Origin of the sequence: Acidimangrovimonas pyrenivorans, assembly GCF_042643245.1 — a bacterium.
Lineage (GTDB): Bacteria > Pseudomonadota > Alphaproteobacteria > Rhodobacterales > Rhodobacteraceae > Acidimangrovimonas > Acidimangrovimonas pyrenivorans.
The window spans coordinates 306,442-333,415 of sequence record NZ_JBHRSK010000007.1; the positions used below are offsets into that span (position 1 = coordinate 306,442).

General features: G+C 69.7%; 26 protein-coding genes and 1 pseudogene. 9 read left to right on the forward strand and 18 right to left on the reverse strand.

Going from position 1 to position 26,974, the window contains the following annotated elements:
• Nucleotide 1 precedes the first annotated feature (1 nt).
• From ACFOES_RS11780 to ACFOES_RS11800, 5 genes are all read right to left on the reverse strand, one after another.
• Nucleotides 2-2,002: an acetyl-CoA carboxylase biotin carboxylase subunit gene (locus ACFOES_RS11780; protein ID WP_377833470.1), complete on the reverse strand. Its 2,001-nt coding sequence runs from the start codon at nucleotides 2,000-2,002 to the stop codon at nucleotides 2-4.
• Nucleotides 2,003-2,130: 128 nt separating this feature from the next.
• Complete coding sequence (locus ACFOES_RS11785) at nucleotides 2,131-2,343, reverse strand: hypothetical protein (RefSeq protein WP_377833471.1); 213 nt, start codon at nucleotides 2,341-2,343, stop codon at nucleotides 2,131-2,133.
• Nucleotides 2,344-2,668: 325 nt separating this feature from the next.
• Nucleotides 2,669-3,037: a hypothetical protein gene (locus tag ACFOES_RS11790; RefSeq protein WP_377833472.1), complete on the reverse strand. Its 369-nt coding sequence runs from the start codon at nucleotides 3,035-3,037 to the stop codon at nucleotides 2,669-2,671.
• 37 nt (nucleotides 3,038-3,074) lie between these two features.
• Nucleotides 3,075-3,539 carry a DUF6497 family protein gene (locus ACFOES_RS11795; protein WP_377833473.1) on the reverse strand — a complete coding sequence of 155 codons (465 nt, stop codon included), beginning with the start codon at nucleotides 3,537-3,539 and terminating at the stop codon, nucleotides 3,075-3,077.
• Between the two features lie 15 nt (nucleotides 3,540-3,554).
• Nucleotides 3,555-5,087: an acyl-CoA carboxylase subunit beta gene (locus tag ACFOES_RS11800; protein WP_377833474.1), complete on the reverse strand. Its 1,533-nt coding sequence runs from the start codon at nucleotides 5,085-5,087 to the stop codon at nucleotides 3,555-3,557.
• 141 nt (nucleotides 5,088-5,228) lie between these two features.
• On the opposite strand from ACFOES_RS11800, the gene ACFOES_RS11805 reads away from it, so the two are divergent.
• The 4 genes from ACFOES_RS11805 to ACFOES_RS11820 all read left to right on the forward strand — a co-directional run bounded on the left by ACFOES_RS11805 (nucleotide 5,229) and on the right by ACFOES_RS11820 (nucleotide 9,827).
• Nucleotides 5,229-6,263, forward strand: coding sequence for a trans-3-hydroxy-L-proline dehydratase (locus tag ACFOES_RS11805; RefSeq protein ID WP_377833475.1), 1,035 nt, complete (start codon nucleotides 5,229-5,231; stop codon nucleotides 6,261-6,263).
• Nucleotides 6,264-6,459: 196 nt separating this feature from the next.
• Nucleotides 6,460-7,677, forward strand: a complete 1,218-nt coding sequence (locus ACFOES_RS11810; protein ID WP_377833476.1) for a multidrug effflux MFS transporter — start codon at nucleotides 6,460-6,462, stop codon at nucleotides 7,675-7,677.
• Between the two features lie 196 nt (nucleotides 7,678-7,873).
• The gene (locus tag ACFOES_RS11815; protein ID WP_377833477.1) at nucleotides 7,874-9,271 is read left to right on the forward strand and encodes a helix-turn-helix domain-containing protein; all 1,398 of its coding nucleotides are present in this window, start codon (nucleotides 7,874-7,876) and stop codon (nucleotides 9,269-9,271) included.
• Nucleotides 9,272-9,362: 91 nt separating this feature from the next.
• Nucleotides 9,363-9,827: a CoxG family protein gene (locus ACFOES_RS11820; protein ID WP_377833478.1), complete on the forward strand. Its 465-nt coding sequence runs from the start codon at nucleotides 9,363-9,365 to the stop codon at nucleotides 9,825-9,827.
• Between the two features lie 6 nt (nucleotides 9,828-9,833).
• Here the strand turns inward: ACFOES_RS11820 and ACFOES_RS11825 are convergent, their stop codons facing one another.
• From ACFOES_RS11825 to betI, 4 genes are all read right to left on the reverse strand, one after another.
• Entirely contained in the window at nucleotides 9,834-10,073 is a 240-nt protein-coding gene (locus ACFOES_RS11825) for a YdcH family protein (protein ID WP_377833479.1), read from the reverse strand.
• Nucleotides 10,074-10,163: 90 nt separating this feature from the next.
• Entirely contained in the window at nucleotides 10,164-11,810 is a 1,647-nt protein-coding gene (gene betA / locus ACFOES_RS11830) for a choline dehydrogenase (protein WP_377833480.1), read from the reverse strand.
• Nucleotides 11,810-12,454, reverse strand: coding sequence for a glutathione S-transferase family protein (locus ACFOES_RS11835; protein WP_377833481.1), 645 nt, complete (start codon nucleotides 12,452-12,454; stop codon nucleotides 11,810-11,812). Before ACFOES_RS11835 ends, betA begins: the two co-directional genes overlap by 1 nt.
• A gap of 114 nt (nucleotides 12,455-12,568) precedes the next feature.
• Nucleotides 12,569-13,171: a choline-binding transcriptional repressor BetI gene (gene betI, locus ACFOES_RS11840; RefSeq protein ID WP_377833482.1), complete on the reverse strand. Its 603-nt coding sequence runs from the start codon at nucleotides 13,169-13,171 to the stop codon at nucleotides 12,569-12,571.
• A gap of 207 nt (nucleotides 13,172-13,378) precedes the next feature.
• Between betI and ACFOES_RS11845 the strand changes: the two genes are divergently transcribed.
• From ACFOES_RS11845 to choV, 4 genes are all read left to right on the forward strand, one after another.
• Nucleotides 13,379-14,323 carry a choline ABC transporter substrate-binding protein gene (locus tag ACFOES_RS11845; RefSeq protein ID WP_377833483.1) on the forward strand — a complete coding sequence of 315 codons (945 nt, stop codon included), beginning with the start codon at nucleotides 13,379-13,381 and terminating at the stop codon, nucleotides 14,321-14,323.
• A 64-nt stretch (nucleotides 14,324-14,387) separates the two neighbouring features.
• On the forward strand, nucleotides 14,388-15,131 hold the full coding sequence (locus tag ACFOES_RS11850) for an alpha/beta hydrolase (protein WP_377833484.1): 744 nt from the start codon (nucleotides 14,388-14,390) through the stop codon (nucleotides 15,129-15,131).
• Complete coding sequence (gene choW / locus ACFOES_RS11855) at nucleotides 15,128-15,961, forward strand: choline ABC transporter permease subunit (protein WP_377833485.1); 834 nt, start codon at nucleotides 15,128-15,130, stop codon at nucleotides 15,959-15,961. The genes ACFOES_RS11850 and choW overlap by 4 nt, the downstream gene beginning before the upstream one ends.
• Nucleotides 15,958-17,019: a choline ABC transporter ATP-binding protein gene (choV, locus tag ACFOES_RS11860; protein WP_377833486.1), complete on the forward strand. Its 1,062-nt coding sequence runs from the start codon at nucleotides 15,958-15,960 to the stop codon at nucleotides 17,017-17,019. Before choW ends, choV begins: the two co-directional genes overlap by 4 nt.
• Nucleotides 17,020-17,142: 123 nt before the next feature.
• Here choV and ACFOES_RS11865 read toward each other — a convergent pair whose 3' ends face one another.
• The 8 genes and pseudogenes from ACFOES_RS11865 to ACFOES_RS11900 form a co-directional block, all read right to left on the reverse strand.
• Nucleotides 17,143-18,054 carry a DMT family transporter gene (locus ACFOES_RS11865; RefSeq protein ID WP_377833487.1) on the reverse strand — a complete coding sequence of 304 codons (912 nt, stop codon included), beginning with the start codon at nucleotides 18,052-18,054 and terminating at the stop codon, nucleotides 17,143-17,145.
• Nucleotides 18,055-18,149: 95 nt separating this feature from the next.
• A pseudogene (locus tag ACFOES_RS11870) lies at nucleotides 18,150-18,725 on the reverse strand (DinB family protein).
• A 46-nt stretch (nucleotides 18,726-18,771) separates the two neighbouring features.
• A complete protein-coding gene (locus ACFOES_RS11875; protein WP_377833488.1) occupies nucleotides 18,772-19,512 on the reverse strand; it encodes a YebC/PmpR family DNA-binding transcriptional regulator in 741 nt (246 codons plus the stop codon).
• Between the two features lie 285 nt (nucleotides 19,513-19,797).
• The gene (locus ACFOES_RS11880; protein WP_377833489.1) at nucleotides 19,798-21,576 is read right to left on the reverse strand and encodes an SLC13 family permease; all 1,779 of its coding nucleotides are present in this window, start codon (nucleotides 21,574-21,576) and stop codon (nucleotides 19,798-19,800) included.
• Between the two features lie 9 nt (nucleotides 21,577-21,585).
• Entirely contained in the window at nucleotides 21,586-22,539 is a 954-nt protein-coding gene (locus ACFOES_RS11885) for a DMT family transporter (RefSeq protein ID WP_377833490.1), read from the reverse strand.
• Nucleotides 22,536-23,351, reverse strand: a complete 816-nt coding sequence (locus ACFOES_RS11890) for a TIGR00282 family metallophosphoesterase (protein WP_377833491.1) — start codon at nucleotides 23,349-23,351, stop codon at nucleotides 22,536-22,538. The genes ACFOES_RS11885 and ACFOES_RS11890 overlap by 4 nt, the downstream gene beginning before the upstream one ends.
• A 174-nt stretch (nucleotides 23,352-23,525) precedes the next feature.
• On the reverse strand, nucleotides 23,526-24,278 hold the full coding sequence (locus ACFOES_RS11895) for an FG-GAP repeat domain-containing protein (RefSeq protein ID WP_377833492.1): 753 nt from the start codon (nucleotides 24,276-24,278) through the stop codon (nucleotides 23,526-23,528).
• A complete protein-coding gene (locus ACFOES_RS11900) occupies nucleotides 24,278-24,601 on the reverse strand; it encodes a 2Fe-2S iron-sulfur cluster-binding protein (RefSeq protein WP_377833564.1) in 324 nt (107 codons plus the stop codon). Before ACFOES_RS11900 ends, ACFOES_RS11895 begins: the two co-directional genes overlap by 1 nt.
• A gap of 155 nt (nucleotides 24,602-24,756) precedes the next feature.
• Between ACFOES_RS11900 and ACFOES_RS11905 the strand changes: the two genes are divergently transcribed.
• The gene (locus ACFOES_RS11905) at nucleotides 24,757-25,293 is read left to right on the forward strand and encodes a peptidoglycan-binding domain-containing protein (RefSeq protein ID WP_377833493.1); all 537 of its coding nucleotides are present in this window, start codon (nucleotides 24,757-24,759) and stop codon (nucleotides 25,291-25,293) included.
• Nucleotides 25,294-25,537: 244 nt separating this feature from the next.
• On the opposite strand, the gene ACFOES_RS11910 is transcribed toward ACFOES_RS11905, so the two are convergent.
• Entirely contained in the window at nucleotides 25,538-26,968 is a 1,431-nt protein-coding gene (locus ACFOES_RS11910; protein WP_377833494.1) for a M20 family metallopeptidase, read from the reverse strand.
• Nucleotides 26,969-26,974 lie beyond the last annotated feature (6 nt).

A 26,974-nucleotide genomic window follows, 5' to 3' on the forward strand; every position in this document is an offset into this window, starting at 1 on the left:
CTCATTCGAACTCCATGATCACGTCGTCGACGGCCAGGCTCGCCCCCGGCACGGCGTTGATCTTCTTGACGATGCCCTTGCGCTCGGCGCGCAGGATGTTCTCCATCTTCATCGCCTCGACGGTGGCCAGCGCCTGGCCCTCCTGCACCTCCATGCCCTCCTCGACCGCGATCGAGACCACCAGCCCCGGCATCGGGCACAGCAGCAGCTTCGAGGTGTCGGGCGGCAGCTTCTCGGGCATCATCGCCGCCAGCTCGGCCTGGCGCGGGGTGCGGACCACCGCCTTCATCTCGGCCCCGCGCCAGCGCAGACGCACGCCGCCACGGCCGAAATTGACCTTCACGATCATCTCGTCGCCGCCGACCGTGCCGCGGAACAGCACGTCGCCCAGGGTCCAGTCCGAGCGCACCTCGTCGACGGTGCCGTCCTCGTGGGTCACCGTCGTGCCCTCGTCGGTGGTGACGACATGGACCGGGAAGGTCTTGCGGCCGAGGAAGACGACGTAATTCGGTTCGACCCGGCGGGCATGGTGCTGCATCGCGCCCGAGATCTGGGCCGCCCGCGCCTCGCGCAGCATCTTCATGTGGGCGGCCACCGCGGCCAGCTTGCGCATGCCGCCATTGCTCGGCGTCACGCCCTCGAAGCCGTCGGGATATTCCTCGGCGATGAAGGCGGTGGTGATCTCGCCCGAGACGAAGCGCGGATGATCCATCACCGCGCTCAGGAAGGGCAGGTTATGGCCGATCCCCTCGAGCTCGAAGGCGTCGAGCGCGTTGCGCATGCCCTCGATCGCCCGGCTCCGGTCCGGCGCCCAGGTGCACAGCTTGGCGATCATCGGGTCGTAATACATGCTGATCTCGCCGCCCTCGTAGACGCCGGTATCGTTGCGCACGACATGGGTCGGCTCGCTCACCTCCGCCGGCGGCCGGTAACGGCTCAGCCGCCCGATCGAGGGCAGGAAGTTGCGATACGGGTCCTCGGCATAGAGCCGGCTTTCCACCGCCCAGCCATGGATCTTCAGATCCTCCTGCTTGAACGGCAGCTTCTCGCCCGCCGCCACCCGGATCATCTGCTCGACCAGGTCGATGCCGGTGATCAGCTCGGTCACCGGGTGCTCGACCTGCAGCCTTGTGTTCATTTCGAGGAAGTAGAAGTTCTTGTCGCCGTCGACGATGAACTCGACGGTGCCGGCGCTGGTATAGCCCACCGCCTTGGCCAAGGCGACCGCCTGCTCGCCCATCGCCCTGCGCGTCTCCTCGTCGAGGAACGGGCTCGGCGCCTCCTCGATGACCTTCTGGTTGCGGCGCTGGATCGAGCATTCGCGCTCGTGCAGGTAGACGCAGTTGCCGTGGCTGTCGGCCAGCACCTGGATCTCGATATGGCGCGGCTGGGTGACGAATTTCTCGATGAAGATGCGGTCGTCGCCGAAGCTGCTGGCGGCCTCGTTCTTCGAGCTCTGGAAGCCCTCGCGCGCCTCCTCGTCGGTCCAGGCGATGCGCATGCCCTTGCCGCCGCCGCCGGCGCTGGCCTTGATCATCACCGGATAGCCGATCTGCCGGCTGATCTTCACCGCCTCGTCGGCATCCTCGATCAGGCCCATGTAGCCCGGCACGGTGCTGACCCCGGCCTCCTGGGCGATCTTCTTCGAGGTGATCTTGTCGCCCATCGCCTCGATCGCACCGGACGGCGGCCCGATGAAGGCGACGCCCTCGGCCTCCAGCGCCTCGGCGAATTTCATGTTCTCGCTGAGGAAGCCGTAGCCCGGATGCACCGCCTCGGCCCCGGTCGCGCGGATCGCGGTCATCACCTTGTCGATGACGATATAGGACTGGTTGGCCGGCGCCGGGCCGATATGCACCGCCTCGTCCGCCATCTTGACGTGGAGCGCGTTGCGGTCGGCGTCGGAATAGACCGCGACGGTCTCGATGCCCATCTTGCGGGCCGACTTGATCACCCGGCAGGCAATCTCGCCCCGGTTCGCGATGAGGATCTTGTTGAACATTTCGCCCCTCCTAGAGCGCGCCGGGGTTGACCCCGGTCGCGGCAAAGAAAACGCCACCGCGGCGCGAAGCCGCGATGGCGCGATGACAAATCAAGTCGACGGCCCGCGCGCGGCGGGTCCGGTCGGTTTCACTCGTTGCGGCAGCCCGGCACGTTGGCCGTGCGGCAGAAGACGCCCGCGGCACCGCCGATGACGGCGCCGGTGGCCATGTCTCCGCCGGTGATCCCGGCCAGGGCCGCCCCGCCGGCCGCGCCGGCGACGCCCCGCTGGGCATCGTTTTCAAGACAGCCTGCAAGCCCGCCGACAAGGGCGAGCGCGACGACGATTTTGGCGATACGCATTCTTCTCCACCGTTCGCTTCGTGAGGGACGGCGGCACTATCGCGGCGCTCGCGCATGGCGTCAAAGGCCCGGGTCACGGCACCGCCATTTTTGGCAACTCGCCGCCTATCCGGTTGATTCCGGGCAATAAAGACCGGCCTGACCCGGGGAGGGTCAGGCCGGAGGGTAGGGGAAGGGTAACGGTCTTGACAAATCAGAGCCGCGACGTGGGTGGGCCGCGTCTCTTGGTCAAGAATGTCGCAGATCGCGCCGAGGTCAAACGCCCTCGGCCAACGATGGGCGATCTGCGCGGGACTCTGCCGCTTCCGGTCAGGGGTGCGCGGAATCATGCCGACCATCCGCCCGATTCTTCATCGAAAATCTCGGGAAAGGCGGCTTCCGCCCGGGCCCGGTCGATCCGCAGCAACGCCTCGTAGCTGGCCGGATCGAACGGATCCTCGGCCGGCACCACCTCGCGTCCGAACAGCCACGACAGCCGCCCGGCATCGAGATTGCCGCGCTCGAACGGCTCCTCGCCGAAATGCTCCCACAGCGCGGCCAGGAAAACCCGGTCGGCTTCCCGGTCGACATTGCGCCGGTCGGCATAGCGTTCGCGCCGGATGATCTTGGTCGCACCCGCCTTGTTGTCGCGGCGGATCGTGAACTGGTGGTCGGTCCCCGACAGACGGCTGGGAAAGCCCTTGTGTTTCAGCATTCTCCGGCCTCCTTGCGGCCCCTTGTCCGGCGCGGCATCACAGCCCCTCCCAGACGCATTTGCCCTCCTCGACGCGGTAGGCGTCGAAGAACTGGGTCACTTCCGGCGCCGCCTCGCCGAAATCCACCGGCGCCGCCATCAGCGAGATCACGATCTGGTCGGCCTCGCGCCCGGCCGAGGCCAGCGCCGGCAGGGCGACGGCGTTGCACAGGAACTCCATGTCGATCTCGGCCACGTCGATGCCGATCCCGCCCGGCTCTCCCGAACTCGAGGCCGCGATCCAGGGCGCGAGGAAGCGCAGCCGCAGGATCCGCGCCCCCGGTTCCGCCTCCGCTCCCGGCCAGATCGTCTCGACCAGGCTGACCGGCTTGCCCGAGGGCACGGCGACCGGGACCTCCTTCGCCCCCGCTTCCGCCGCGAACATCCCGGCCACGGCCAGCGCGACGACCGACACGGCGGCCGGCACGCGCAGGGCGGCGGGGATATGGGGCGCAAGCGGCATCACGGCTCCCGGGGGTCAGAGCGGAATGTTGTCGTGCTTCTTCCACGGGTTCTGCAGCTTCTTGCCGCGCAGCGAGGCGAAGGCCCGGGCCACCCGGCGCCGCGTCGAATGGGGCTGGATCACCTCGTCGATGAAGCCCTTCTCGGCGGCGACGAACGGGTTGGCGAAACGGTCCTCGTAGTCCTGCGTCCGCCGCGCGATCTTCTCGGCATCGCCCAGCTCGCTGCGATAGAGGATCTCGGTCGCCCCCTTGGCGCCCATCACCGCGATCTCGGCCGTCGGCCAGGCATAGTTGAAATCGCCGCGCAGGTGCTTCGAGGCCATGACGTCATAGGCGCCGCCATAGGCCTTGCGGGTGATCACCGTCACCTTCGGCACCGTCGCCTCGCCATAGGCGAACAGCAGCTTGGCGCCGTGCTTGATGACGCCGCCGTATTCCTGCCCCGTCCCCGGCAGGAAGCCGGGCACGTCGACGAAGGTCAGGATCGGGATCTCGAAGGCGTCGCAGAAGCGGACGAACCGCGCCGCCTTGCGCGAGCTGTCGATGTCGAGACAGCCGGCCAGCACCATCGGCTGGTTGGCGACGACGCCGACGGTCGAGCCCTCGAGCCGGATGAAGCCGGTGATGATGTTCTTGGCGAAATCCTCCTGGATCTCGTAGAAATCGCCCTCGTCCGCGACCTTCTCGATCAGCTCCTTCATGTCGTAGGGCGTGTTCGGGTTGTCCGGGATCAGGGTGTCGAGGCTCTCCTCGATCCGGCCCGGATCGTCGTAGAACGGCCGCACCGGCGGCTTCTCGCGGTTCGAGGACGGCAGGAAGTCGATCAGCCGCCGCACTTCCATCAGCGCCTCGACATCGTCCTCGAAGGCGGCATCGGCGACCGAGCTCTTCCTGGTATGGGTGCTGGCCCCGCCCAGTTCCTCGGCCGTCACCACCTCGTTGGTCACCGTCTTGACCACGTCGGGGCCGGTGACGAACATGTAGGAGCTGTCGCGGACCATGAAGATGAAATCGGTCATCGCCGGGGAATAGACCGCGCCGCCGGCGCACGGCCCCATGATGACGCTGATCTGCGGCACCACGCCCGAGGCCATGATGTTGCGCTGGAACACCTCGGCATAGCCGGCCAGCGAGGCGACGCCTTCCTGGATGCGGGCGCCGCCGGAATCGTTCAGCCCGACCACGGGCGCGCCGTTCTGCACCGCCATGTCCATGATCTTGCAGATCTTCTGGGCGTGGGTCTCGGACAGCGAGCCGCCGAAGACGGTGAAATCCTGGGAGAAGACATAGACCATGCGGCCGTTGACCGTGCCCCAGCCGGTGACCACGCCGTCGCCGGCCGGGCGGCTGTGCTGCATGTCGAAATCGGTGCAGCGATGGGCGACGAACATGTCGAATTCCTCGAAGCTGCCCTCGTCGAGCAGCAGCTCGATCCGCTCGCGCGCGGTCAGCTTGCCCTTGGCGTGCTGCGCGGCGATCCGCTTCTCGCCGCCGCCCATCCGGGCCTCGGCCCGGCGCTCTTCCAGCTGTTGCAGGATGTCTTTCATCGGATACACTGCTCCTCCGTGCGCGCCTCCTGAATGGCCGCCACCCTACTGCCGATCCCGCCGCCGGGAAAGGCCAATCCATCAAATTTGCAAATAGTTGGCAGATCGAATGCTGCAATTTGCAAAATCTGCGGAGGCGCCATGCAGACGGACCGCGTAATCCATGTCGTCTCGGCCCATGCCGAGGGCGAGGTCGGCAATGTCATCACCGGCGGCGTCGCCCCGCCGCCCGGCGACACGCTGTGGCAGCAGCGCGATTTCCTCGCCCGCGACGGCAGCCTGCGCAGGCTGATGCTGAACGAGCCGCGCGGCGGCGTGTTCACCCATGTCGACCTGCTGGTGCCGCCGCGCGATCCGCGCGCCGCCATGGGTTTCCTGATCATGGAGCCCGAGCATACCCCGCCGATGTCGGGCTCGAACACGATCTGCGTCGCCACGGTCTGCCTCGAGACCGGGATCGTGCCGATCGCCGGCGACGAGACCCGCTTCCAGCTCGAAGCCCCCGCCGGCCTCATCGAGATCGTGGCCGACACCAGAGGCGGCCGCGTCAACGCGATCGAGATCGCCAATGTCGCCTCCTTCGCCGACCGCCTCGGCGCCGCGCTCGAGGTCGCGGGGCTCGGCACCCTGACCGTCGACACCGCCTATGGCGGCGACAGTTTCGTCATCGCCGACGCCGCCGCCCTCGGCCTCGCCCTCACGCCCGACGAGGCCCGCGACATCGCCACGCTCGGCGCCCGCATCACCGCCGCCGCCAATGCCCAGCTCGGCTTCTCGCACCCGCGCGAGGACTGGGGCCACATCTCCTTCTGCCAGTTCGCCGGCCCGCTGCGCCGCGACGGCGCCACCCTGAGCGGCGCCAATGCCGTCGTCATCGACCCGGGCAAGATCGACCGCTCGCCCTGCGGCACCGGCTGCTCGGCCCGGATGGCGGTGCTGGCGGCGCGCGGCGAGATGAAGCCGGGCGAGACCTATGCCGCCCGCTCGCTGATCGGCGGCCGCTTCGACGGCCGCTTCACCGCCGCCGCCCCGGTCGGCGACCGCCCGGCCATCGCCCCGCGCATCCGCGGCCGCGCCTGGCTGACCGGCACCCACCAGGTGATGCGCGACCCGGCCGACCCCTGGCCCGAGGGCTACCGGCTCAGCGACACCTGGCCGATACTGCCGCAAGGCTGAGCCCCGGGCGCTTTGCTGACAAACCCCTAACACAGCGCACGTTTTCCCCGAGGGGAAGATGCCCCGCCGGCCTTCCCCGCCGCTGCCCGGCCAGGCCCGCCCGCGCGCCCCTGGGCCCGCGTTCCGCAGCGATCGAAATCAACCGCATCACGAAAACGCGATGGACAAGCCCGCGCCCCGGCCCTAACGAATCTCCATGTCCGATCGCCCGACCGCGCGGTTTCTCGACCGCTCCACGCCCCCGCATGTGCTGACGCTGGTCCTGCTTGCCGGCCTGTCGGCGCTGGCGATGAACGTCTTCCTGCCGTCGCTGCCGGCGATGACCGCCTATTTCGGCACCGAATACGCCGTCATGCAGCTTTCGGTCTCGCTCTATTTCGCCGTCAACGCGGTGCTGCAGCTGGTCGTCGGCCCGGTCTCGGACCGTTTCGGCCGCCGCCCGGTGCTGCTGGCCAGCCTGGCGATCTTCGCCCTCGCCACCCTCGGCACCCTGCTGGCGACCACCGTCGAGACCTTCCTCGCCTTCCGCATGCTGCAATCCACCGTCGCCGCGGCCATGGTGCTGTCGCGCGCCGCCGTCCGCGACATGGTGCCCGAGGCCGAGGCCGCCTCGATGATCGGCTACGTGACGATGGGCATGGCGCTGGTGCCGATGGTCGGCCCGATGCTGGGCGGCGCGCTCGACCAGAGCTTCGGCTGGCAGGCCAGCTTCCTGCTGCTGCTGGCCTGCGGCATCGGCGTGCTGGCCCTGACCTGGGTCGACCTGGGCGAGACCGCCACCGCGCGCCAGACCAGCTTCCGCGCCCAGCTGGGCGAATACCCCGCCCTGCTGACGGCGCGGCGCTTCTGGGGCTATTGCCTCGCCGCCGCCTTCTCGGCCGGCAGCTTCTACGCCTATCTCGGCGGCGCGCCCTTCGTCGGCGCCAATGTCTTCCACCTCACGCCCGGCATGCTCGGGCTCTATTTCGGCATGCCGGCGGTCGGCTACGCGCTCGGCAACTACGTCTCGGGCCGCTACTCGGTCCGCGCCGGCATCAACCGCATGGTGCTGGCCGGCACCGTGCTGTCGACCGCCGGGCTCATCGCGCTGGTCCTGGTCACGCTGGCGGGCAACGAAAGCGCCCCGGTCTTCTTCGGCTTCTTCGTCGTCATGGGGCTGGGCAACGGGCTGGTGATGCCCAACGCCACCTCGGGCATGCTCTCGGTGCGGCCGCAGCTGGCCGGCACCGCCTCGGGCCTGGGCAGCGCGATCATGGTCGCCGGCGGCGCCGCGCTCTCGGCCCTGGCCGGCGCCCTGCTCGGCCCCGGCTCGGGCGCCCTGCCGCTGCTGGCGGTGATGACCGCCAGCTCCGCCGCCTCGGTCGCCGCCATCCTCTACGTCCTCGCCCGCGAACGCCGGATCGGCCTCGCCTGACCCCGGCCCCGCGCCGGCGGCGAGCGCGGACGCTCCGCGGGGGATATTTTCGTGAAGATGAAACCCGGCTTCATCTTCATCCAAATATCCCCGCCGGAGGCCTCCCACCTCACCGCCCGCGCCGCCGCGGGACAAGGCTTGCCGGCCCCGGTTTGCAAAGCGTAAAAGACGGGTTAGCAAACCCCGCGAGGCCCCGATGTCCACCCCCAAGCTCTATGCCGGCGTCAAGCTGCGCGAGACCCGCACCAGGCTCGGCCTGACCCAGAAGGCCTTTGCCGAGAAGCTGGGCGTGTCGCTGCCCTATCTCAACCAGATGGAGAACAACCACCGCCCGGTCTCGGCCGGGGTGGTGCTGGCGCTGGCGCAGGAATTCGGCTTCGACGTCACCGAGCTCTCGACCGGCGATGCCGAGCGCGTGGTCAGCGACATGCGCGAGGCGCTGGCCGACCCGGTCTTCGGCGCCAACACGCCGCCGCTGGCCGATCTGCGCCTCGCCGCCTCCAACGCCCCGGCGCTGGCCCGCGCCTTCCTCGACCTCCACCGCGCCTACCGCCAGACGCATGAGCGGCTGGCCTCGCTCGACGAGGCGCTGGGGCGCGAGGACGCGGCGCTGCGGCCCTCGCCCTGGGAGGAGGTGCGCGACTTCTTCCATTACTGCGACAACTACATCGACGCGGTCGACCGGGCGGCGGAGCATTTCGCCTGCCCCGACGGCAGCCCGCGCGACCCGATGCGGGCGGCGGCCGAGGCGCTGTCGAAGCACGGGATCGAGTTGTCCTTTTCCGACAATGCCTGGCTGCGCAACTATGACGAAGCCGGGAAAACCCTCACCCTTTCGACAAATGCCCCCTCCAGCACCCAGCGTTTCCAGGCCCTGCACCAGGTCGCGCTGCTGACCCATGACGACCTGCTGGAGGCGACGCTCGACCTCGCCCGGTTCCAGTCCGACGACGCCCGCGCCGTGGCCAAGATCGGGCTGGCCAACTATTTCGCCGGCGCCGCGCTGCTGCCCTACCGCGCCTTCCTCGCCGCCGCCCACGAGACCCGGCACGACCTCGAGCAGCTGGCCGACCGCTTCGGCGCCTCGATCGAGCAGGTCGCGCATCGGCTGTCGACGCTGCAGCGGCCGGGCGCCAAGGGGATCCCGTTCTTCTTCGTCCGCGTCGACCAGGCCGGCACCATCACCAAGCGGCACTCGGCGACGCGGCTGCAATTCGCCCGTTTCGGCGGCGCCTGCCCGCTGTGGAACGTCTATGCCGCCTTCGAGACCCCGGGCCGCTTCCTGCGCCAGCTGGCCGAGACCCCGGACGGGGTGCGCTACCTGTCGCTGGCGCGCGAGGTGTCGAAGCCGTCCGGCTCGTTCAAGGCGCCGGTGCGGCGCTACGCCATCGGCCTGGGCTGCGAGGTCCGCCATGCCGGGGCGCTGGTCTATGCCGACGGTCTCGACCTCTCGGGCCGGTTCGAGCCGATCGGCATCTCGTGCCGGATCTGCGAGCGGCCCGACTGCCACCAGCGCTCGGTGCCGCCGCTGGAACGGCCGTTGCGGATCGACCCCGACCGCCGCGGCCAGCTGCCCTACGAGATCGGCCCGTAACCGCCATCTCGGCGGGCGGCCTCTTGCCGCGGTCCGGGCGGCCGCCTAACGTCGTCGGTGAAGGCAGGAGCCGGGAAACGGAGGGCCGGGCATGGAAACCACGGATGAGATCACGGGCAAGCGCGGCATCCAGGCGAGGCCGGAAACGGTGTGGAGCGCCTTGCACGACGCCGCCTGCCTGGAAACCTGCCTGCCCGGCTGCCTGCGCGTCACCGGCGATGCCGAGAGCGGCTTCAGCGCCAAGTTCGGCCATACGGTGCGCGGCATGCCGGTGCGGCTGAACGCCGACGTCACGGTGACCGAGATCGCCCCGGGCAAGTCCGCCCGCATCGCCATCGACGGCGGCAACACGCTGACCGGCCGCGCCGGTGCCGAGATCGAGATCGAGCTGGTGCCGGTCAAGGCCGGCACCCGGCTGGTCTACTCCGCCCGCCCCCATGCCGGCAGCGGCTTGCTCAAGCTGGCGGGCCTGCCGCTCGATGCGCTCGGCGACCGCCTGGCGCAGGGCTTCACCCGCAACCTCAAGACCTATCTCGAGCAGAAGCGCGGCGGCTGAGACGCCTCAGCCGGCCTGCAGCCGGTGCCAGATCTCGTCCTTGAGCTGCACCCGCCGGCGCCGCATCTCGATCTCGTGCGCCTCGTCGGTCGGCTCGAGATTGGTCTCGGCGGCATGGACGGCACGGTTGATCTCTTCGTATTCCTCGGCCAGCCGGGCGAAATGGCCGTCGCTCTCCTTCAGCGCCTCGATCTTGTCGGCCTCGGCGGGGAATTCCGACAGCAGCTCATGCGGGATCGTGGTCATCTTGCACCGTCTCCTCCATTGACCCCGCCAGCCTAGGGGCCGGGCCCGGCGGGTGCCTTGACCGGTGTCAAATGGCCACGCGCGGTCCGCCTATCTCTGCGACACCTGCCAGCGCGGGCTGATCCAGGGTTCGGCATTGGACGGCGCCAGCAGGCCCTTGCCCAGCAGGTGATCCGCCGCCTTCTCGCCGACCATGATCGAGGGCCCGTTGAGGTTGCCGTTGGTGATGCGCGGGAAGATCGAGCTGTCGGCGACGCGCAGCCCCTCGACGCCGATCACCCGGCACTCCGGATCGACCACCGCCAGCGGGTCGTCGGCCCGGCCCATCCTTGCGGTGCCGCAGGGGTGATAGGCGCTTTCGGCATGTTCGCGGATGAAGCCGTCGATCTCGTCGTCGCTCGTCACCTCGGCGCCGGGCTGGATCTCGTGCCGGACATAGGGCTTGAAGGCGTCCTGGGCGAAGATCTCGCGGGTCAGGCGGATGCAGGCGCGGAACTCGTCCCAGTCGTCGGGGTGGCTCATGTAGTTGAAGCGGATCACCGGCGCGGCCTGCGGGTCGGCCGAGCGCAGGGTGACGGCCCCGCGCGACTTCGACCGCATCGGACCGACATGGGCCTGGAAGCCATGGCCCTCGGCCGCCGCCTTGCCGTCGTAGCGCACCGCCATCGGCAGGAAGTGGTACTGGATGTCGGGGTAGTCGATGCCGGCGCGCGAGCGGATGAAGGCGGCGCTCTCGAACTGGTTCGAGGCGCCAAGGCCGGTGCCGCTGAACAGCCATTGCGCCCCGATCAGCGCCTTGCCCCAGAGGTTCCAGTACTTGTAGAGCGTGATCGGTTGGCTGGCCGCCATCTGCAGGTAGATCTCGAGGTGATCCTGCAGGTTGGCGCCGACGCCGGCGCGGTCGGCGACCACCTCGATGCCGTGCTCGGCCAGGTGGGCGCCGGGGCCGATACCCGACAGCATCAACAGCTTCGGCGTGTTGATCGACGAGGCCGCCAGCACGACCTCGCGCCGGGCCCGGATCACCTCGGCCCGGTCGCCGCGCCGGACCTCGACGCCCGTTGCCCGGCCGTCCTCGATCACCACCTTGCAGGCCAGCGCCCGGGTCAGGCGACAGTTCGGCCGCTTCAGCGCCGGCTTGAGATAGGCATTGGCCGCCGACCAGCGCCGGCCGCGCCAGATCGTCGCCTCCATCGGGCCGAAGCCCTCCTGCTTCTCGCCGTTGTAATCGTCCGTGGTCTCATAGCCCGCCTGCCGCCCGGCCTCGACGAAGGCATGGAACAGCGGGTTGCGGCGCGGCCCGCGCGAGATGTGCAGCGGCCCGTCGCTGCCGCGCCAGCCGGGCTGGCCGCCGTGGCTGTGCTCCATGCGCTTGAAATAGGGCAGCACGTCGGCATAGGACCAGCCCGCCGCCCCGCTCTCGGCCCAGTGGTCGTAGTCGTGGGCGTGGCCGCGGACATAGACCATGCCGTTGATCGAGGACGAGCCGCCGATCACCTTGCCGCGCGGCACGACGAGGCGGCGGTTGTTCAGCTGCGGCTCGGGCTCCGATTGCAGGCCCCAGTCGTAGCGGGCCATGTTCATCGGGTAGCTCAGCGCCGCCGGCATCTGGATGAACGGCCCGGCATCGGAGCCGCCATGCTCGATCACCAGCACGTCGACCCCGGCCTCGGCCAGCCGGTAGGCCATGGCGCAGCCGGCCGAGCCGGCGCCGACGATGACGACATCCGCTTCCATCACGCGCCCTCGGCCCGCAGCGGCTCGTAAGAGACCATGACATGGTCGCGATAGGCCGGGCGTTCGGTCAGGCGCCGGTAATAGGCCTCGATCACCGGGCGCGGCTGGCGCGGCACGTCGATATCGAACCAGCGATAGAGGACATGGCCGACCGGGATGTCGGCCAGGGTGAAGGGGCCGCAGACGTGATCGCGGCCGGCGAGCTGTGCCTCCAGCCGGTCGAGCCGGGTTTCGAAATGGGCCAGCGCCCGGGTCAGCGCCGCCGCGTCGCGGTCCTTGGCCGCGGTCCGGACGCGGGACCAGAAGATCGGCCCGGTGAAATCGGTGCAGAAGGACAGCTTGCCCCATTCCGCCCACATGTCGACCGGCGCCCGCGCCGCCGGATCGGCCGGCCAGAACGCGCCGCCGTCACCGTAGCGCGCGGCGAGGTAGCGCAGGATCGCCATGCTCTCCCAGATCACCAGGTCGCCGTCGCGCAGCACCGGGACCAGGCCATGCGGGTTCATCGCCCGGAATTCCGGCGTCTCGGTGCCGCCGAAATCGTGGCCGTAGTCGAGCCGCTCGTATTCGAGCCCGAGTTCGCCCACGCCCCACATCACCGCCTGCACGTTCGACGAACTCGCCCGGCCGTAAATCGTGATCATCCGCTTCGTCCTTCCCTCGGGCACCCGCGCCCGGTCCTTCAATCCCGCGCTCTCTCCCCGGCACGCCCGCCGCCGCAGGCGGCCCGGCCCGACCGCAAGGCGGCGCCGCAGGCGTCAACGGCGGGCGGGAGCCGCCCCCGCATCCTTCGCCAATTCGGCGGCGAGGCAGTCCAGCACCAGCGCCGCCGCCGCCGCCCCGTCCGACGGCCCGTCGCTCAGCGCCTCGCGGATATAGACCCCGTCGATCATCGCGCCCAACGCGTCGGCCACCGCCCCGGCGCGGCTGCCGACCAGCCTGTGCAGCGGGCCGAGCAGGTTCGAGCGCAGCCGGTTCTGGTAGATCCGCAACAGCCGCCGCGCGCCGGGCACGGTCTGGGCGAGGACGTAGAAATTCAGCCAGGCGCCGATGACCTCGCGGCGGAAGTTGGCCGGCGAAAACGAGGCCCGGATCACCGCCTGCAGCCGCGCCTCCGGCCCCTCGGCCAGCGCCAGCGCGCCGCGCACCTCGGCGCCGTAGAGTGTCAGCGTGTGGCGCATCGCGGCCAGGAACATCTGCTCCTTGGAGCCGAAATAGTGATGCGCCAGCGCGCTCGACATCCCGGCCCGGCGGGCGATCTGGCTGACCGTGACGTCGAGGCTGCCGGTGCGGCCGATCTCGTGGATCGTCGCCTGCACCAGCGCCGCCCGGCGGATCGGCTCCATCCCGATTTTCGGCATTCCGCGCGCTCCCGCTTGGTAATTCGCGGAACCAGCTAGCCGATGGTTTATTGACTCGTCAATCAATAACCGCTTGATTGCCGCGCATGGCTGCTTTGCCGGGCAAGACGCTTGCGCTACGCTCGGGTTCTGGACAGCACCGGCCGGGCGGAGGATACCCCCGGCGACACGAAGACGACGTAACGACGAGAATCAGGGAGCTTTGCCATGACACTTCGCACCACCCTGCTGGCCGCCGCGGCCGGCCTTTCGCTGGCCCTGCCCGCCGCCCAGGGCGCACAGGCGGCCGGCTGCGACACGGTCACCTTCTCGGATGTCGGCTGGACCGACATCACCGCGACCACCGCGGTGACGACCTTCATCCTCGACGCGCTCGGCTACAAGACCGACATCAAGACGCTGTCGGTGCCGGTCACCTATACCTCGATGGCCGACGGCAATGTCGATGTCTTCCTCGGCAACTGGATGCCGACGATGGAGGCCAATATCAAACCCTATCGCGAGAAGGGCACCGTCGACACCGTGCGCGCCAATCTCGAGGGCGCGAAATACACCCTGGCGACCAACGCCGCCGGCGCCAAGGCGGGGATCACCGATTACAAGGACATCGCCCCCCATGCCGATGCGCTCGACAGCAAGATCTACGGCATCGAGCCCGGCAATGACGGCAACCGGCTGATCCTCGACATGATCAAGAAGGACGCCTTCGGCCTCAAGGGCTTCAAGCTGGTCGAGAGCTCGGAACAGGGCATGCTGGCCCAGGTCGCCCGCGCCTCCAAGCGCGACAAGCCGATCATCTTCCTCGGCTGGGAACCGCACCCGATGAACTCGAAGTTCAAGATCACCTACCTGTCGGGCGGCGACGACTGGTTCGGGCCGAATTACGGCGGCGCCACGGTCTACACCAACACCCGCGCCGGTTACGTCAAGGAATGCCCGAATGTCGGCGCCTTGCTGAAGAACCTCGTCTTCTCGCTGAAGATGGAGAACGAGATCATGGGCGCGATCCTCGATGACGGCGCCCAGCCGCAGGCGGCGGCCAAGGCCTGGCTCAAGGCCAATCCCGGCACGATCAAGCCCTGGCTCGCCGGCGTGACCACCAAGGACGGCGGCGACGCCGTGGCCGCGGTCGACAAGGCGCTGGGGATGTAAGGCGCAACCGGCGGGCCGCGCCCTGCGGCCCGCCCACACCCCTCCGGCAAGGGGACGCGGCGCCATGACGACCCGCCCGCAAATCCTGTTCATCCATGGCTGGTGGAGCACCGGCTGGGTCTGGTCGCGCTTCGAACGGGCGTTCCGGGCGCGCGGCTATCGCACCCGCGCCGTCGACCTGCCCTACCGGATCGAGGGCACCGCGCCCGGCCGGATCGGCTTTGGCCAGCTGGTCGACGCGGCGGCGGCGGCGGCGCGCGAGATGGACAACCCGGTGCTGGTCGGCCACAGCGCCGGCGGGCTGATCGCGCAGAAGCTGGCCGAGATCGGCGATCCGCCGGCCTGCGTCTGCCTCGGCCCGGCGGCGCCGCGCGGCATCCTCGCCATCGCCACTCTCGACATGCTGCGGCTGGCGCTGAGATACGCCCCGGCGATGCTGCTGTCGCGGACCTTCCTGCCCGGTCCCGACGAGATGCGGCGCTTCAGCCTGAACCGACTGCCCGAGGCCGAGCATGCCGAGGTCCGCGCCCAGATGAGCCCGCAATCGGGCCGGGTGGCGTTGCAGATGGGCCTGGCCGGCATCCCGGTGGACGCCGCCAGGGTCACCGCCCCGATGCTGGTGATCGGCGCCGGGCAGGACCGGATGACCCCGCCCCGCGTCACCCGCGCCATCGCCCGGCGCTACGGCGCCGACTACAAGGAATATCCCGACAACGCGCATTTCATGCTCCGCGAGCCCGGCTGGGAGACGATCGCCGGCGACGTGATGGACTGGATCGAAGGCGCGACCGAGAAAGGCACGCAATGAACTGGATCACCGAGGCCAAGATACCCGTCGGCAAGACGGCCGAGGCCGGTTTCGACTGGCTGCAGGACCATGCGACATGGTTCTTCGACGGGCTGTCCTACGCCATGGAGCGGATGATCGACGCCATCCAGTGGCTGCTGCAATACCCGCCGGCGCTGGTCATCATCGCCCTCTTCGTCGGTCTGACCTGGCTGCTGCAGCGGTCGTGGAAGACCTGCCTGCTGGTGCTGCTGGCCTTCCTCTTCATCCTCAACCAGGGCTACTGGCAGGCGACGACCGAGAGCCTGACGCTGGTGCTGTCCTCCTGCCTGATCTGCATGGGGATCGGGGTGCCGATCGGCATCTTCGTCGCCCACCGCCCCAACCTCTACCGGCTGGTCAGCCCGGTGCTCGACCTGATGCAGACCCTGCCGCCCTTCGTCTACCTGATCCCGGCGATCATCTTCTTCGGCCTCGGCATGGTGCCGGGCCTGATCGCGACGGTGATCTTCGTGCTGCCGGCGCCGATCCGGCTGACCCAGCTCGGCATCGCCTCGACCCCGGTGACGCTGCTCGAGGCCGCCACCGCCTTCGGCGCCACCCCGACCCAGCGGCTGTGGAAGGTCGAGCTGCCCTACGCCTTTCCCCAGATCATGACCGGCCTCAACCAGACCATCATGCTGTCTCTGTCGATGGTGGTGATCGCGGCCTATGTCGGCGCCGACGGCCTCGGCGTGCCGGTGGTGCGGGCGCTCGGCTCGGTCAACACCGCGCTCGGCTTCGAATCCGGCTTCATCATCGTCGTCGTGGCGATCCTTCTCGACCGCATGCTCCGGGTGACGCGCAAATGACGATCCGCAAACCGACCGCCGTCGAATTCGACAATGTCTCGATCGTCTTCGGCGACAAGCCCGAGAGCGCCCTGCCGCTGATGGACCAGGGCAAGAGCCGCGACCATGTCCAGCAGGCGACCGAGCAGGTGCTGGGCGTGCATGACTGCTCGCTCACCGTCGCCGAGGGCGAGATCCTGGTGCTGATGGGCCTGTCGGGCTCGGGCAAATCGACGCTGTTGCGCGCCGTCAACGGGCTCAACCCGGTGGTGCGCGGCGAGGTCCGGGTGCGCGAGGGCGACCAGATGGTCTCGGTCACCCATGCCGATGCCGCGACCCTGCGCCGGCTGCGGCTGCAGAGCATCGCCATGGTGTTCCAGCAATTCGGCCTGCTGCCCTGGCGCACGGTGCGCGAGAATGTCGGGCTCGGGCTCGAACTGGCCGGGATGAAACGGGCCGAGCGGCGCGCCAAGGTCGACGCCCAGCTCGACCTCGTCGGCCTGTCGCAATGGGCCGACCGCCGCGTCGGCGAGCTCTCGGGCGGCATGCAGCAGCGCGTCGGCCTCGCCCGCGCCTTCGCCACCGACGCGCCGATCCTGTTGATGGACGAGCCGTTCTCGGCCCTCGACCCGCTGATCCGGACCCGGCTCCAGGACGAGCTGCTCGACCTGCAGGCCAAGCTCCACCGCACCATCGTCTTCGTCAGCCACGACCTCGACGAGGCGTTCAAGATTGGCAACCGGATCGCGCTGATGGAGGGCGGACGGATCGTCCAATGCGGCACCGCGCGCGAGATCTTCCAGAATCCCTCGTCGGATTACGTTGCCGATTTCGTCGCCCATATGAACCCGCTCGGCGTGCTCACCGCGCGCGACGCGATGCAGCCCGCCGGTGCCGCGCCAGAGCAAAGCGTCGCCGCCGAGACCCCGATCCAGGAGGTGATGGCAAGGGTCTGCGCCAGCCACCACCCGGTCGGCGTCACCGAGGACGGCGCCGTGATCGGCGAAGTCACCCGCGACAGCGTCCTCAACCGCCTGCTCAACCCGACCGACACGGGGGCCGGCCCCTCAGGGCAGTAGCCCCCTGCCCTCCCTTTCTGCTCGAAAATATCCTCGGGGAGCGCGAGGGGCAGACAGCCCCTCGCCCTTTCCTTGCGCCATTGCCCAAGCGCAATGGCGGTGAGCAGGCAGCCAGTGCCCCCCTCAGCCCTTCATCTCGTTGACCACCGGCGTCACCTGGCGCCGCCGCACCACCGCCTCGCGCCAGGTGATGAAGCTGACCGCGGCGATGATGATACCGCCGCCGAGCATGACATAGGCGTCGGCCGGTTCGTTGAACAGGAACACGCCCAGCAGGGTGGCCCAGATCAGCTGCAGGAAGGTCACCGGCTGGGTCACCGTCACCGGCGCCATGCGGAAGGCCTGGGTCATCGCCAGGTGGCCGGCGGTGGCGAAGCCGGCGACCAGCAGCAGCCAGCCCATCTCGGACAGGCTCGGCGGTTCCCAGACCGCGATGGCGAAGGGGGCGAGGCCGATCGTCACCGTGATCGACAGCATGGCGACGACGACCGGCGGGCTGACCTCGTCCGACATCCGCTTGGCGATCAGGTAGGAGGCGGCGAAGAACACCGCGACCGCCAGCATCGCCATCTGCCCGTGCGAGATCTGCTGGATCCCCGGCCGCAGGATCACCAGAACGCCGAGCAGCGCCGCGATCACCGCCCCGATCCGCCGCGCCGCCAGCTTCTCGCCCAAGAACAGCGCCGCGCCGATGGTGACGTAGACCGGCGACAGGTAGTTCATCGCCGTCACCTCGGCGATCGGGATCCGGGCCATGGCATAGAACCACAGGATGACGCCGAGGGCATGGACCAGCCCGCGCAGCGAGAACAGCGCCAGCGCCCGGCGGCTGAGCTGCGCGTTCATCAGCGGCCGCAGCATCGGCAGCAGGAAGACCAGCCCCAGCGCGTAGCGCAGGAAGGCCGCCTCGGCCGCCGGGATGCCGTGGCCGACATATTTGACGATGCCGTTGACGCCGACGAAGCACAGCCCGGCGGCGAGCATCCACGCCACCCCGGCGAGGGGACGATTCACAGGTAAAGAAACTTCGGCCATGGCCGCGACCTGACCGCAAAGCGCAGAGCTTGGCAAGGCGGAAACGGGATCGCGCGCGGTTGGCTCCTATGCCGCCGCTGCATGGCCGGGGCCGCTCAGCGCCGCAGCCAGTCCTCGCTCACCCCGATCGTGGAGAGGTCATCGGCCCGTGCCGCGGCATCGTCGGCCATGAAGAACTCGTCGAGCTGCGGCGGCTTGACCGGCGTGCCGGCCAGCATCGCGTGGACCTGGCCGCGGTGATGCTGGTCATGCAGGAACAGGTGCATCAGCGTGTCGGCCAGCGTCTCGCGCTGGACCCGGTCGCGGCGCTAGATCGCCACCTCGCGCGACAGGTCCTCCGGCTGCAGCCTTTCGCACAGGGCGATGGCGGCGGCGTCGAGCGGCACCTGCGCCGCGACCAGCTCGGCCAGCGTGTCGCAGGGTTCGGGATCGTCGAAGACGGCCGGGCCGAGCCTGCCGCCCTCGACCGCGTCGAGGTAGAAGCGGTCGACCAGCAGGATGTGGTTCAGCGTCGCCTTGATCGACGGGAAGAACGAGGTCCCGGGCGCGGCCCAGGCACCGGGCCAGTCCTCGCGCGGCAGCGCCTCGCAAGCGAGGTGCAGCCGCCGGTTGGCCAGCGCGTTGTTGCGCGCCAGCTGGCGGAAGGGGCGGCAGGGATCTGCACTGTCCATCGGGATGTCCTGTGGGCTGCTTCCGACCCCGGCCGCGCCGCCGGCCTCAGAGCTGGGCGGCGACCTCTTCGGGCACGTCGAAATTGGCCGTCACGTTCTGGACGTCGTCGTCGTCCTCGAGCGTGTCGATCAGCTTCATCAGCTTCTGCGCGGTTTCCAGGTCGACCTCGGTCCGGTTCTGCGGCTTCCAGATCAGCTTGGCGGTCTCGCTCTCGCCCAGCGCGGCCTCGAGCGCGGTCGAGACCTCGTTGAGGTCGGTGTCGGCGCAGTAGATCCAGTGGCCCTCGTCGTCGCTTTCGACATCGTCGGCGCCGGCCTCGATCGCGGCCATCATCACCGTGTCGGCATCGCCGGCCTCGGGCTTGTAGGTGATCTCGCCGACCCGGTCGAACATGAAGGAGACCGAGCCGGTCTCGCCCAGGTTGCCGCCATGCTTGGTGAAGTAGCTGCGGACGTTCGAGGCGGTGCGGTTGCGGTTGTCGGTCATCGCCTCGACGATGATCGCGATGCCGGCCGGGCCGTAGCCCTCGTAGCGGATTTCGTCATAGTTCTCGGCATCGCCGCCGGTCGCCTTCTTGATCGCCCGCTCGATGACGTCCTTGGGCATCGAGTTCGACCTGGCTTCCTTGACGGCGAGGCGCAGGCGCGGGTTCTTGTCGGGATCGGGGTCGCCCATCTTGGCGGCGACGGTGATCTCCTTGGCGAGCTTCGAAAACAGCTTCGAGCGCACCGCATCCTGCCGCCCCTTGCGGTGCTGGATGTTCGCCCATTTAGAATGGCCAGCCATGGTCTACTCCGGTCCGATTTCGTGTTGGCGTCTCTATATGTCAGCGCCGGGGGGCGCTGCAAGTCCGGTGGGCTGCGGCGCCGCGGACGGATGCGCGACAGCTCATAACCTCCCGCCGATCTCAGAAGCAGTGCGACATGCGCAGGACGCGCCCCTGCCCGTGGGATGGCGCGCGCAACCGTCGAGCTTCGCGCTTCTTGGCAGCCAAGCCCCCCTGGCCTTGAGCGGAACGCACAGGAGGCCAAAGCGCCAGCCCGCCGGGACGGGCAGGCGCGCGCAGCCCCCTTAAAACGGCCAGAACAGCGGGATCAGCAGGCTGGAGGCGACGGCCATGACCAGGCTGAGCGGCAGGCCGAAGCGGATGTAGTCGGTGAAGCGGTAGCCGCCGGGGCCGTAGACCAGGGTGTTGGTCTGGTAGCCGATCGGGGTGGCGAAGCTGGCCGAGGAGCCGAACATCACCGTCACCACCAGCGGCCGCGGGTCGATGCCGAGGTTGTGGCCGAGGCCGATGGCGATCGGGGTCAGGACAAGGGCGACGGCGTTGTTGGTCACCAGTTCGGTCAGGCCCCAGGTCAGCAGGAACAGCGCCAGGATCAGCCCCTGCGGCGGCAGCGCGGCGAGGGCGGGCGCGATCGCCTCGACGATCAGCCGCGCGGCGCCGGAACGGTCGAGCCCGGCCCCCACCGCCAGCATGCCGAAAATCATCGCCAGCAGCCGGCCCTCGACGAAGCCGAAGGCCTCGTCGGCATCGATGCAGCGGGTGACGAGGACGATGGCGACGCCGATCACCGCCAGCGTCACGATCGGCGCCAGCCCCAGCGCCGACAGCCCGACGATCCCGGCCAGCACCGCGATCACGATCGGCGCATGGGCGCGGCGATAGGCGCGCTCCGAGGGGGCGGTGACCTCGACCATGTCCATGTCGGTGGCCAGGCGGCGGATATCGGCGGGGTCGCCCTCGAGCAGCAGCGTGTCGCCGACCCGGACGACAAGGTCGTCGAGCTGGCGGCCGATGTTCTGGTTGCGGCGGTGGACGGCCAGCGGGTAGACGCCGTAGCGCCGCCGCAGCCGGAGTTCGCCCAGCGAGCGGCCGACCATGCGGCAGCCCGGCGTGATCAGCACCTCGACGGTCGAGGTCTGGACCGAGGACAGCTTGTCGACCAGCCGCAGCTCCTTGCTCGACTGCAGCCCCAGCAGTTCCGCCATCGGCGTGCGCAGCACCACCCGGTCGCCGGGTTCGAGCGTCACCGAGGACAGGTCGCGCCGCAGCGAGGCGTCGCCGCGCAGCACGTCGATCACCCGCATGTTGTCGCGCTTGAACAGGTCGACCTGGTCGACCCGCTCGCCGACCAGCGCCGATTCCTCGGGCACCGCGACCTCGGTGAAGAACTTCATCTTCGAGCGGTCGGCCATCATGCCGGCCAGCGACTCGCGGTCGGGCAGCAGCCGGCGGGCGAAGAGCGCCAGGTAGGCGATGCCGATGAGCGAGACGACGAGGCCCATCGGCGTGATCTCGAAGACCGAGAACGGGCGCAGGCCATGGGCCCGGGCGACACCGTCGACCAGCAGGTTGGTCGAGGTGCCGAGCAGGCTGAGCGTGCCGCCGAAGATGGTCAGGTAGCTGAGCGGGATCATCAGCTTGGACGGCGCGCGGCCGAGCTGGCGGGCGAGCTGCATGAAGATCGGGATCATCACCACGACGACCGGCGTGTTGTTGACGAAGCCCGACAGCCCGACGACCACCACGGCCAGCCCGGCCAGCGTCGCCGCCGGCCGCGTCTCGACATTGCGCAGCGCGATCCGGGTGATCCAGTCCAGCGCCCCGGTGCGGACCAGGGCGCCGACGATGATGAACAGCGCGCCGATGGTCCAGGGCGCGTGGTTCGACAGCACGGTGAGCGCCGCCTCGGTCGGCAGGATGCCGAGCACGATCATCAGCACCGCGCCCGAGATCGCCACCACCTCGACCGGGTAGACCTCGCGGATGAACAGCACCAGCATCGCCAGCACGATGGCGATGGCGGCAAACGCCTGGGTGGTCTGGGACAATTCCAGCCCGAACATGTCCGTCCCTCAAATGCCTTCGGGCGATGTTTGGCAGATTCCGTCGCTTTCGCAAGCATCCGCCGGGAGCGCCTCGAGGGGCGTTTCGTCGCGCGGCCGCACCAGGGCGAGGCCGATCAGCATGACGATGAAGGCCAGCCAGACCCAGCCGCTGTAGCGTTCGTGCAGGATCACCATCGACCAGAGCACGCCCATGGCGGTGACCAGGTAGGAGACCTGGGCGGCGAAGACCGAGCCGGCCTTGCCGATCAGCCAGACATAGCTGGCATAGACCACGGCGCTGACCATGGCCGAGAGCACCACCGCGGCGTCCGGCGCCCCCCAGGGCGGGCGCGGGTCGATGAACTGGCCCGAGACCAGCGCCGCCGGCAGGGCGAAGGCGAGCCCGACCAGCGAGGCGCCGAACAGGATCTGGATCGGGTCGAGCCCGCCGGTGCCCCATTTCGCCACCACGTTGCTTTCCAGCGCGTAGAAGGCCGGCGCGATCAGCCCGAGCGGCAGGTAGAGCGCCATGCCGGCCCCGGGCAGGCTCGACTGCGGCAGGGCGATCAGCGCCACCCCGATCAGCCCGCAGGCCAGCCCGGCCAGCCGGGCCGCGCTGAAGCGATCGGTGCGGAAGCCCAGCGCCATCGGGAAGGCCAGCATCGGCACCATCGACAGGGTGATCGACAGGATGCCGGCGGGCAGGAAACGGGCGGCCTCGTAGCTGGCCGAGTTGGGCAGCACCGAGCCGATCAGCGAGATCGCGACGCACATGCCCCAGGCCCGGCGCCCGCGCGGCAACCCGCGGCCGGTGGCCAGCATCAGCACGCCCAGCACCGTGGACGAGACCACCAGTTGCCAGAAGATCAGCCCCAGCGGGCGGTAGCCCTGCGATACGGCGATCTTGCTCAGCGGCAGGCTGACGCCCCAGCCCGCGCCCATCAGCAGCAGCAGGGCATAAGGCGTCAGCCGCCCTTTCACGGTCGCGACTCTTCGAGACGGCCGCCGATGCGGACCATCTTGACCTTTTTCGCCAGGCCGGTGCGGTCGTCGGTCTCGACATAGACGCCCGACAGGGTCGCCTCGCCGCGCGCCGGCTCGAACCGGGTCTTCGACATGCCGGTGATGAAGCGGCGCAGCGGCTCGGCCTTCTCCATGCCGATGACCGAGTTGTAATCGCCGCACATGCCGGCATCGGTCATGTAGGCGGTGCCGCCGCGCAGGATCTGGGCGTCGCCGGTGGGCACGTGGGTATGGGTGCCGACGACGAGGCTGGCGCGGCCGTCGCACCAGTGGCCGGCGGCCATCTTCTCGGACGTCGCCTCGCAATGCATGTCGACGACGATGGCATCGACCGCGCCGCCCAGCGGGTGGGTCTTGAGCACCGCGTCGAGGGCCGAGAACGGGTCGTCGAAGGGCCGCTTCATGAACACCTGGCCCAGCACCTGGACCACCAGCACCTTCTGGCCGCCCGCCGCGCTGTAGATCCGCGCGCCGCGCCCGGGCACCGTGCCGCGGGCGAAGTTCAGCGGCCGGATGATGCGGGTTTCCTGCTCGATATGGCCGAACATGTCCTTCTGGTCGAAGGCATGGTCGCCCAGCGTGACGCAATCGGCCCCGGCCTCGAGCAGCGCCTTGGCATGGGCGGCCGAGAGGCCGGCACCCGAGGTCGCGTTCTCGCCGTTGACGACGACAAAGTCGAGATGCCAGTCGGCGCGCAGACCGGGCAGCTTTTCCGTGATCGCCGCGCGTCCGGCGCGGCCCATCACATCACCGAGGAAGAGAAGTTTCATGTTTCCCGATTAGGCCGCGGCCGCGGCCGGGGCAAGGAGAAAGCGCGCCGGCGGGGGCCAGTCACGATCGGTGACCGCCGCTTCCACCTCGGGACATCGTGAGGTTCCGGCCCGCTCGGACGTAGAGCGAAGGGCGGCGCCCGGCCCGGCGGGGGGGCGAGAAGCGCCCCGCCCTCACATCCGGCAATCGAGCGCCCGGCGCAGGCTCCAGCGGTTCTTGTAGGGGCCGAGCCGGCGGCTGATCAGCCGGCCGCGCTCGAGCCGGGTCGCCATCACCGAGGCCCAGTCGGCCGAGGGGGTGACGATCTCGACGCCGGCGCGGCAGCGGCGGATGCCGCCCGAGATGAAGCCGTCGCCGATGCGATGGGCGGTCAGGCCGGGTTTCTCGGCCACCTTGCGCAGCCGGCCGTAATCGTAGCGCCAGACCACCAGCGTCTTGGCCAGGTGCGGCCGGTCGATATAGGCCAGCTCGATCCTGCCGTCGCCGTCGAGATCGGCCGCGCCCAGCGGCGCCAGCCAGCGGTGGGTCTTGCCGATCGGCGGCGTCGCGGCGACCTTGCCAATGGGCGCGTAGACCGCCAGCTGCGCGCCCTTGTCGACCTGGGTCTCGACCACCAGCACCTCGGGCGCGCCGTCGCCCGAGACATCGACCAGCCGCGGCGCCAGATCCTCGAAGACGCGGTCCCTCGGCAGCCGGAAAGTGACCGAGCGCCGGGTCGTCGCCCCCAGCCCGCCGGGCGGCGAGACCAGCAGGTCGAGCGTCAGCGCGCCGTATTCGACGGCATCGCCGAGAACGCCGTGATCGTAGCGGGTGGTGGGGTCGGTGAAGCGGGCGCCGACGATCACCGTGTCGGCACGCGCCACCGAAGCGGCCAGGGCCAGGACAACCGCGAGCGCAGCCCGCCAGCGCCCGGCCCCGCCGGCCATCAGATCTGCTTTTCGGGCATGAACACCTTGAGCCCGTCCAGCGCGTCCGTCACCTTGAGCTGGCAGGTCAGGCGCGAGCGCACCGGGTCGGGCTCGTAGGCGAAGTCGAGCATGTCCTCTTCCATCGCGTCCTTTTCGGGCAGCTTCTCGACCCAGGCCGGATCGACATAGACGTGGCAGGTCGAGCAGGCGCAGGCGCCGCCGCAATCGGCCTCGATCCCCGGCACGCCGTTGTCGCGCGCCCCTTCCATCACCGTCAGGCCGTTGGGCACGTCGATCACGTGCTCGGTGCCGTTGAACTCGACATAGGTGATTTTCGCCATCGTCTTCCTCGCCGTCCTCATGTCCCGTTCCCGCACATAGGCCAAGCGAAAGCGATTTGCCAGTGCCCGCGCGCCACAGCCGGATTTCGCGGCTTCCCCGGGGCCGGGCTTGCCGCTATCGTGCCTCGAAACGGGCAGAAGACCGGCACGAGCAGATGATCCGACCCTTTCTCCTTGGCCTCGCGGCGCTCGGCCTGGCCGCCTGCAGCACCGCTTCCGACCCGGCCCTGACCGGGGACGGGCCGCAACCCGGCGCCCGGCAATCGCTGGCCGGGGCGATCCTGCGCCGCACGCAACCCGGCCCGCCCTCGACCGTGCCCGGCGAGTGCTGGGCGCACGAGACCCTGCCGGCGGTGATCGAGACCACGACCGAGCATGTCGAGACCGCGCCGGGCCAGTTCGAGACCCGCAGCCACCAGCGCATCGTGCGCCCGCGCGAGGCCGTCTGGTTCCGCCGGCTCTGCCCCGCGGTGATGTCGCCCGACGTCATCGCCACGCTGCAACGGGCGCTGAAGGTGCGGCGCTATTACGGCGGGCCGGTGACCGGCGAAATGGACGCCCCGACCCGGGACGCGCTGCGCCGCTACCAGTCCGAGCGCGGGCTGGCCAGCGCCATCCCGTCGCTGGCCGCCGCGCGCCTGCTGGGGGTGGCGACCTACGATCTCTACAGCCTGCAGCAGCCCGACGGCTGAGTGGCCGGACCGGCCGTCAATCCGGTGGCGCCCCCCGTGCGGGGGCAAGATCCTGTCGGGCGCTGCGCGCGCAGGGGCGCTGCCCCCGTCGCCCTGCGGGCGACTCCCCCGGGAGTATTTTGGCAAAGGTGAAATCGGGAAGAGCGCAGGCGGCGCGGCGCGCGGGCGCGGGGGCGCGGGGGACTTCGGAGCCCCCCGGGACGAAAGGGCCGGGCGCGGGGCCCGGCCCCTCTCTTGCGCGAGATCAGGCCGCGTCGGGGCGGGGCTGGATCGGCGGCTGGACCTCGTCAGGCATCGGGCAGCGATAGGGCTGCGCCGCCAGCCGGGCCTGGTGCGCCGCCTTGGCGGCGGCCAGCCGCTCGGGCTGCTCGATCAGGTCGCGGGCGGTCGCCGCCATCACCTTGGCGGCGTGGACGAGGCCCTTGTGGGCCATGCCGCTCTTGCCCTGCGCGGTCATCTGCCAGGTGTGCAACGGGGTGCCGATGGCGCTGGTCGCCACCCGCGCCTGCACCGTCGGCACCGCCCAGGAGACATCGCCGACATCGGTCGAGCCCTCGCCCGCCCCGGCCGGGCGGTCGAGCGGGGCGACGAAGTCGCAGAGCGGCAGGTCGAGATCGGGCGTCCGGCCGATCTTGGCGAAGCTCGAGGCGATGTGCTCGGGCGTCAGGGTGGCGCGGATCGCCTCGGCATAGTTGCGGTCGGCATCGTCGAATTGCGGCGCGCCGAGCCGGTCGAAGGCGCCCTGCATCACCTGCTGCAGCACCCCGTTGTTGATCACGTTCGACACGCCCGAGGCGACCCGGCGCTCGACCGTGGTCTCGGTCATCAGCGCCGCGCCCTCGGCGATCTTGTCGACCCGGGCGATCAGCTCGTTCAGCCCCTGCAGGTCACGGGCGCGGACCAGCTGGCGCACCGTCGCCCTGGCCTGGACGACGTTGGGCGCGCTGCCGCCGGCATCGAGATAGGCGTAGTGGATGCGGGCGGAATCCGGCATGTGCTCGCGCATGTAGTTGACGCCGATATTCATCAGCTCGACCGCGTCCAGCGCCGAGCGGCCGAGCTCGGGCGAGGCGGCGGCATGGGCGGCGCGGCCGTGGAAGGTGTAGTCGATGCGGCTGTTGGCGAGCGTCGGCGCGATGTCGACGGCGTTGACGCCGGAGGGATGCCAGGTGATGGCGGCGTCAACATCGTCGAACAGGCCGGCGCGGACCATGAAGGTCTTGGCGGCGCCGCCCTCTTCCGCCGGGCAGCCGTAATAGCGCACCCGCGCCTTGATGCCGGTCTCGGCGAGGTAGTCCTTGACCGCCGCCGCCGCCAGCATCGCCGCCGCGCCGAACAGGTTGTGGCCGCAGCCATGGCCCGGGCCGGGTTTGCCGCCCGCGGGTTTCGGCTCGGCCAGCCCGGCCTCCTGGCCCAGCTCGGGCAGGGCGTCGTATTCGCCGAGGATGGCGATCACCGGCCCCTCTTCGCCGGCCTCGCCCATCACCGCGGTCGGGATGCCGGCGAGGTCGCGGGTGATGCGGAAGCCCTCGGCCTGGAGCATCGCGAGATGGGCGTCCGAGGACTGGTATTCGGTATAGGCGATCTCGGGCGTGTCGAAGACCCGGTCCGAGAGCGCCTCGTAGGCCTCGCGTCGGCCGTCGACGATGTCCCAGATTCTGTCGCTGTTCTGCATCACGCA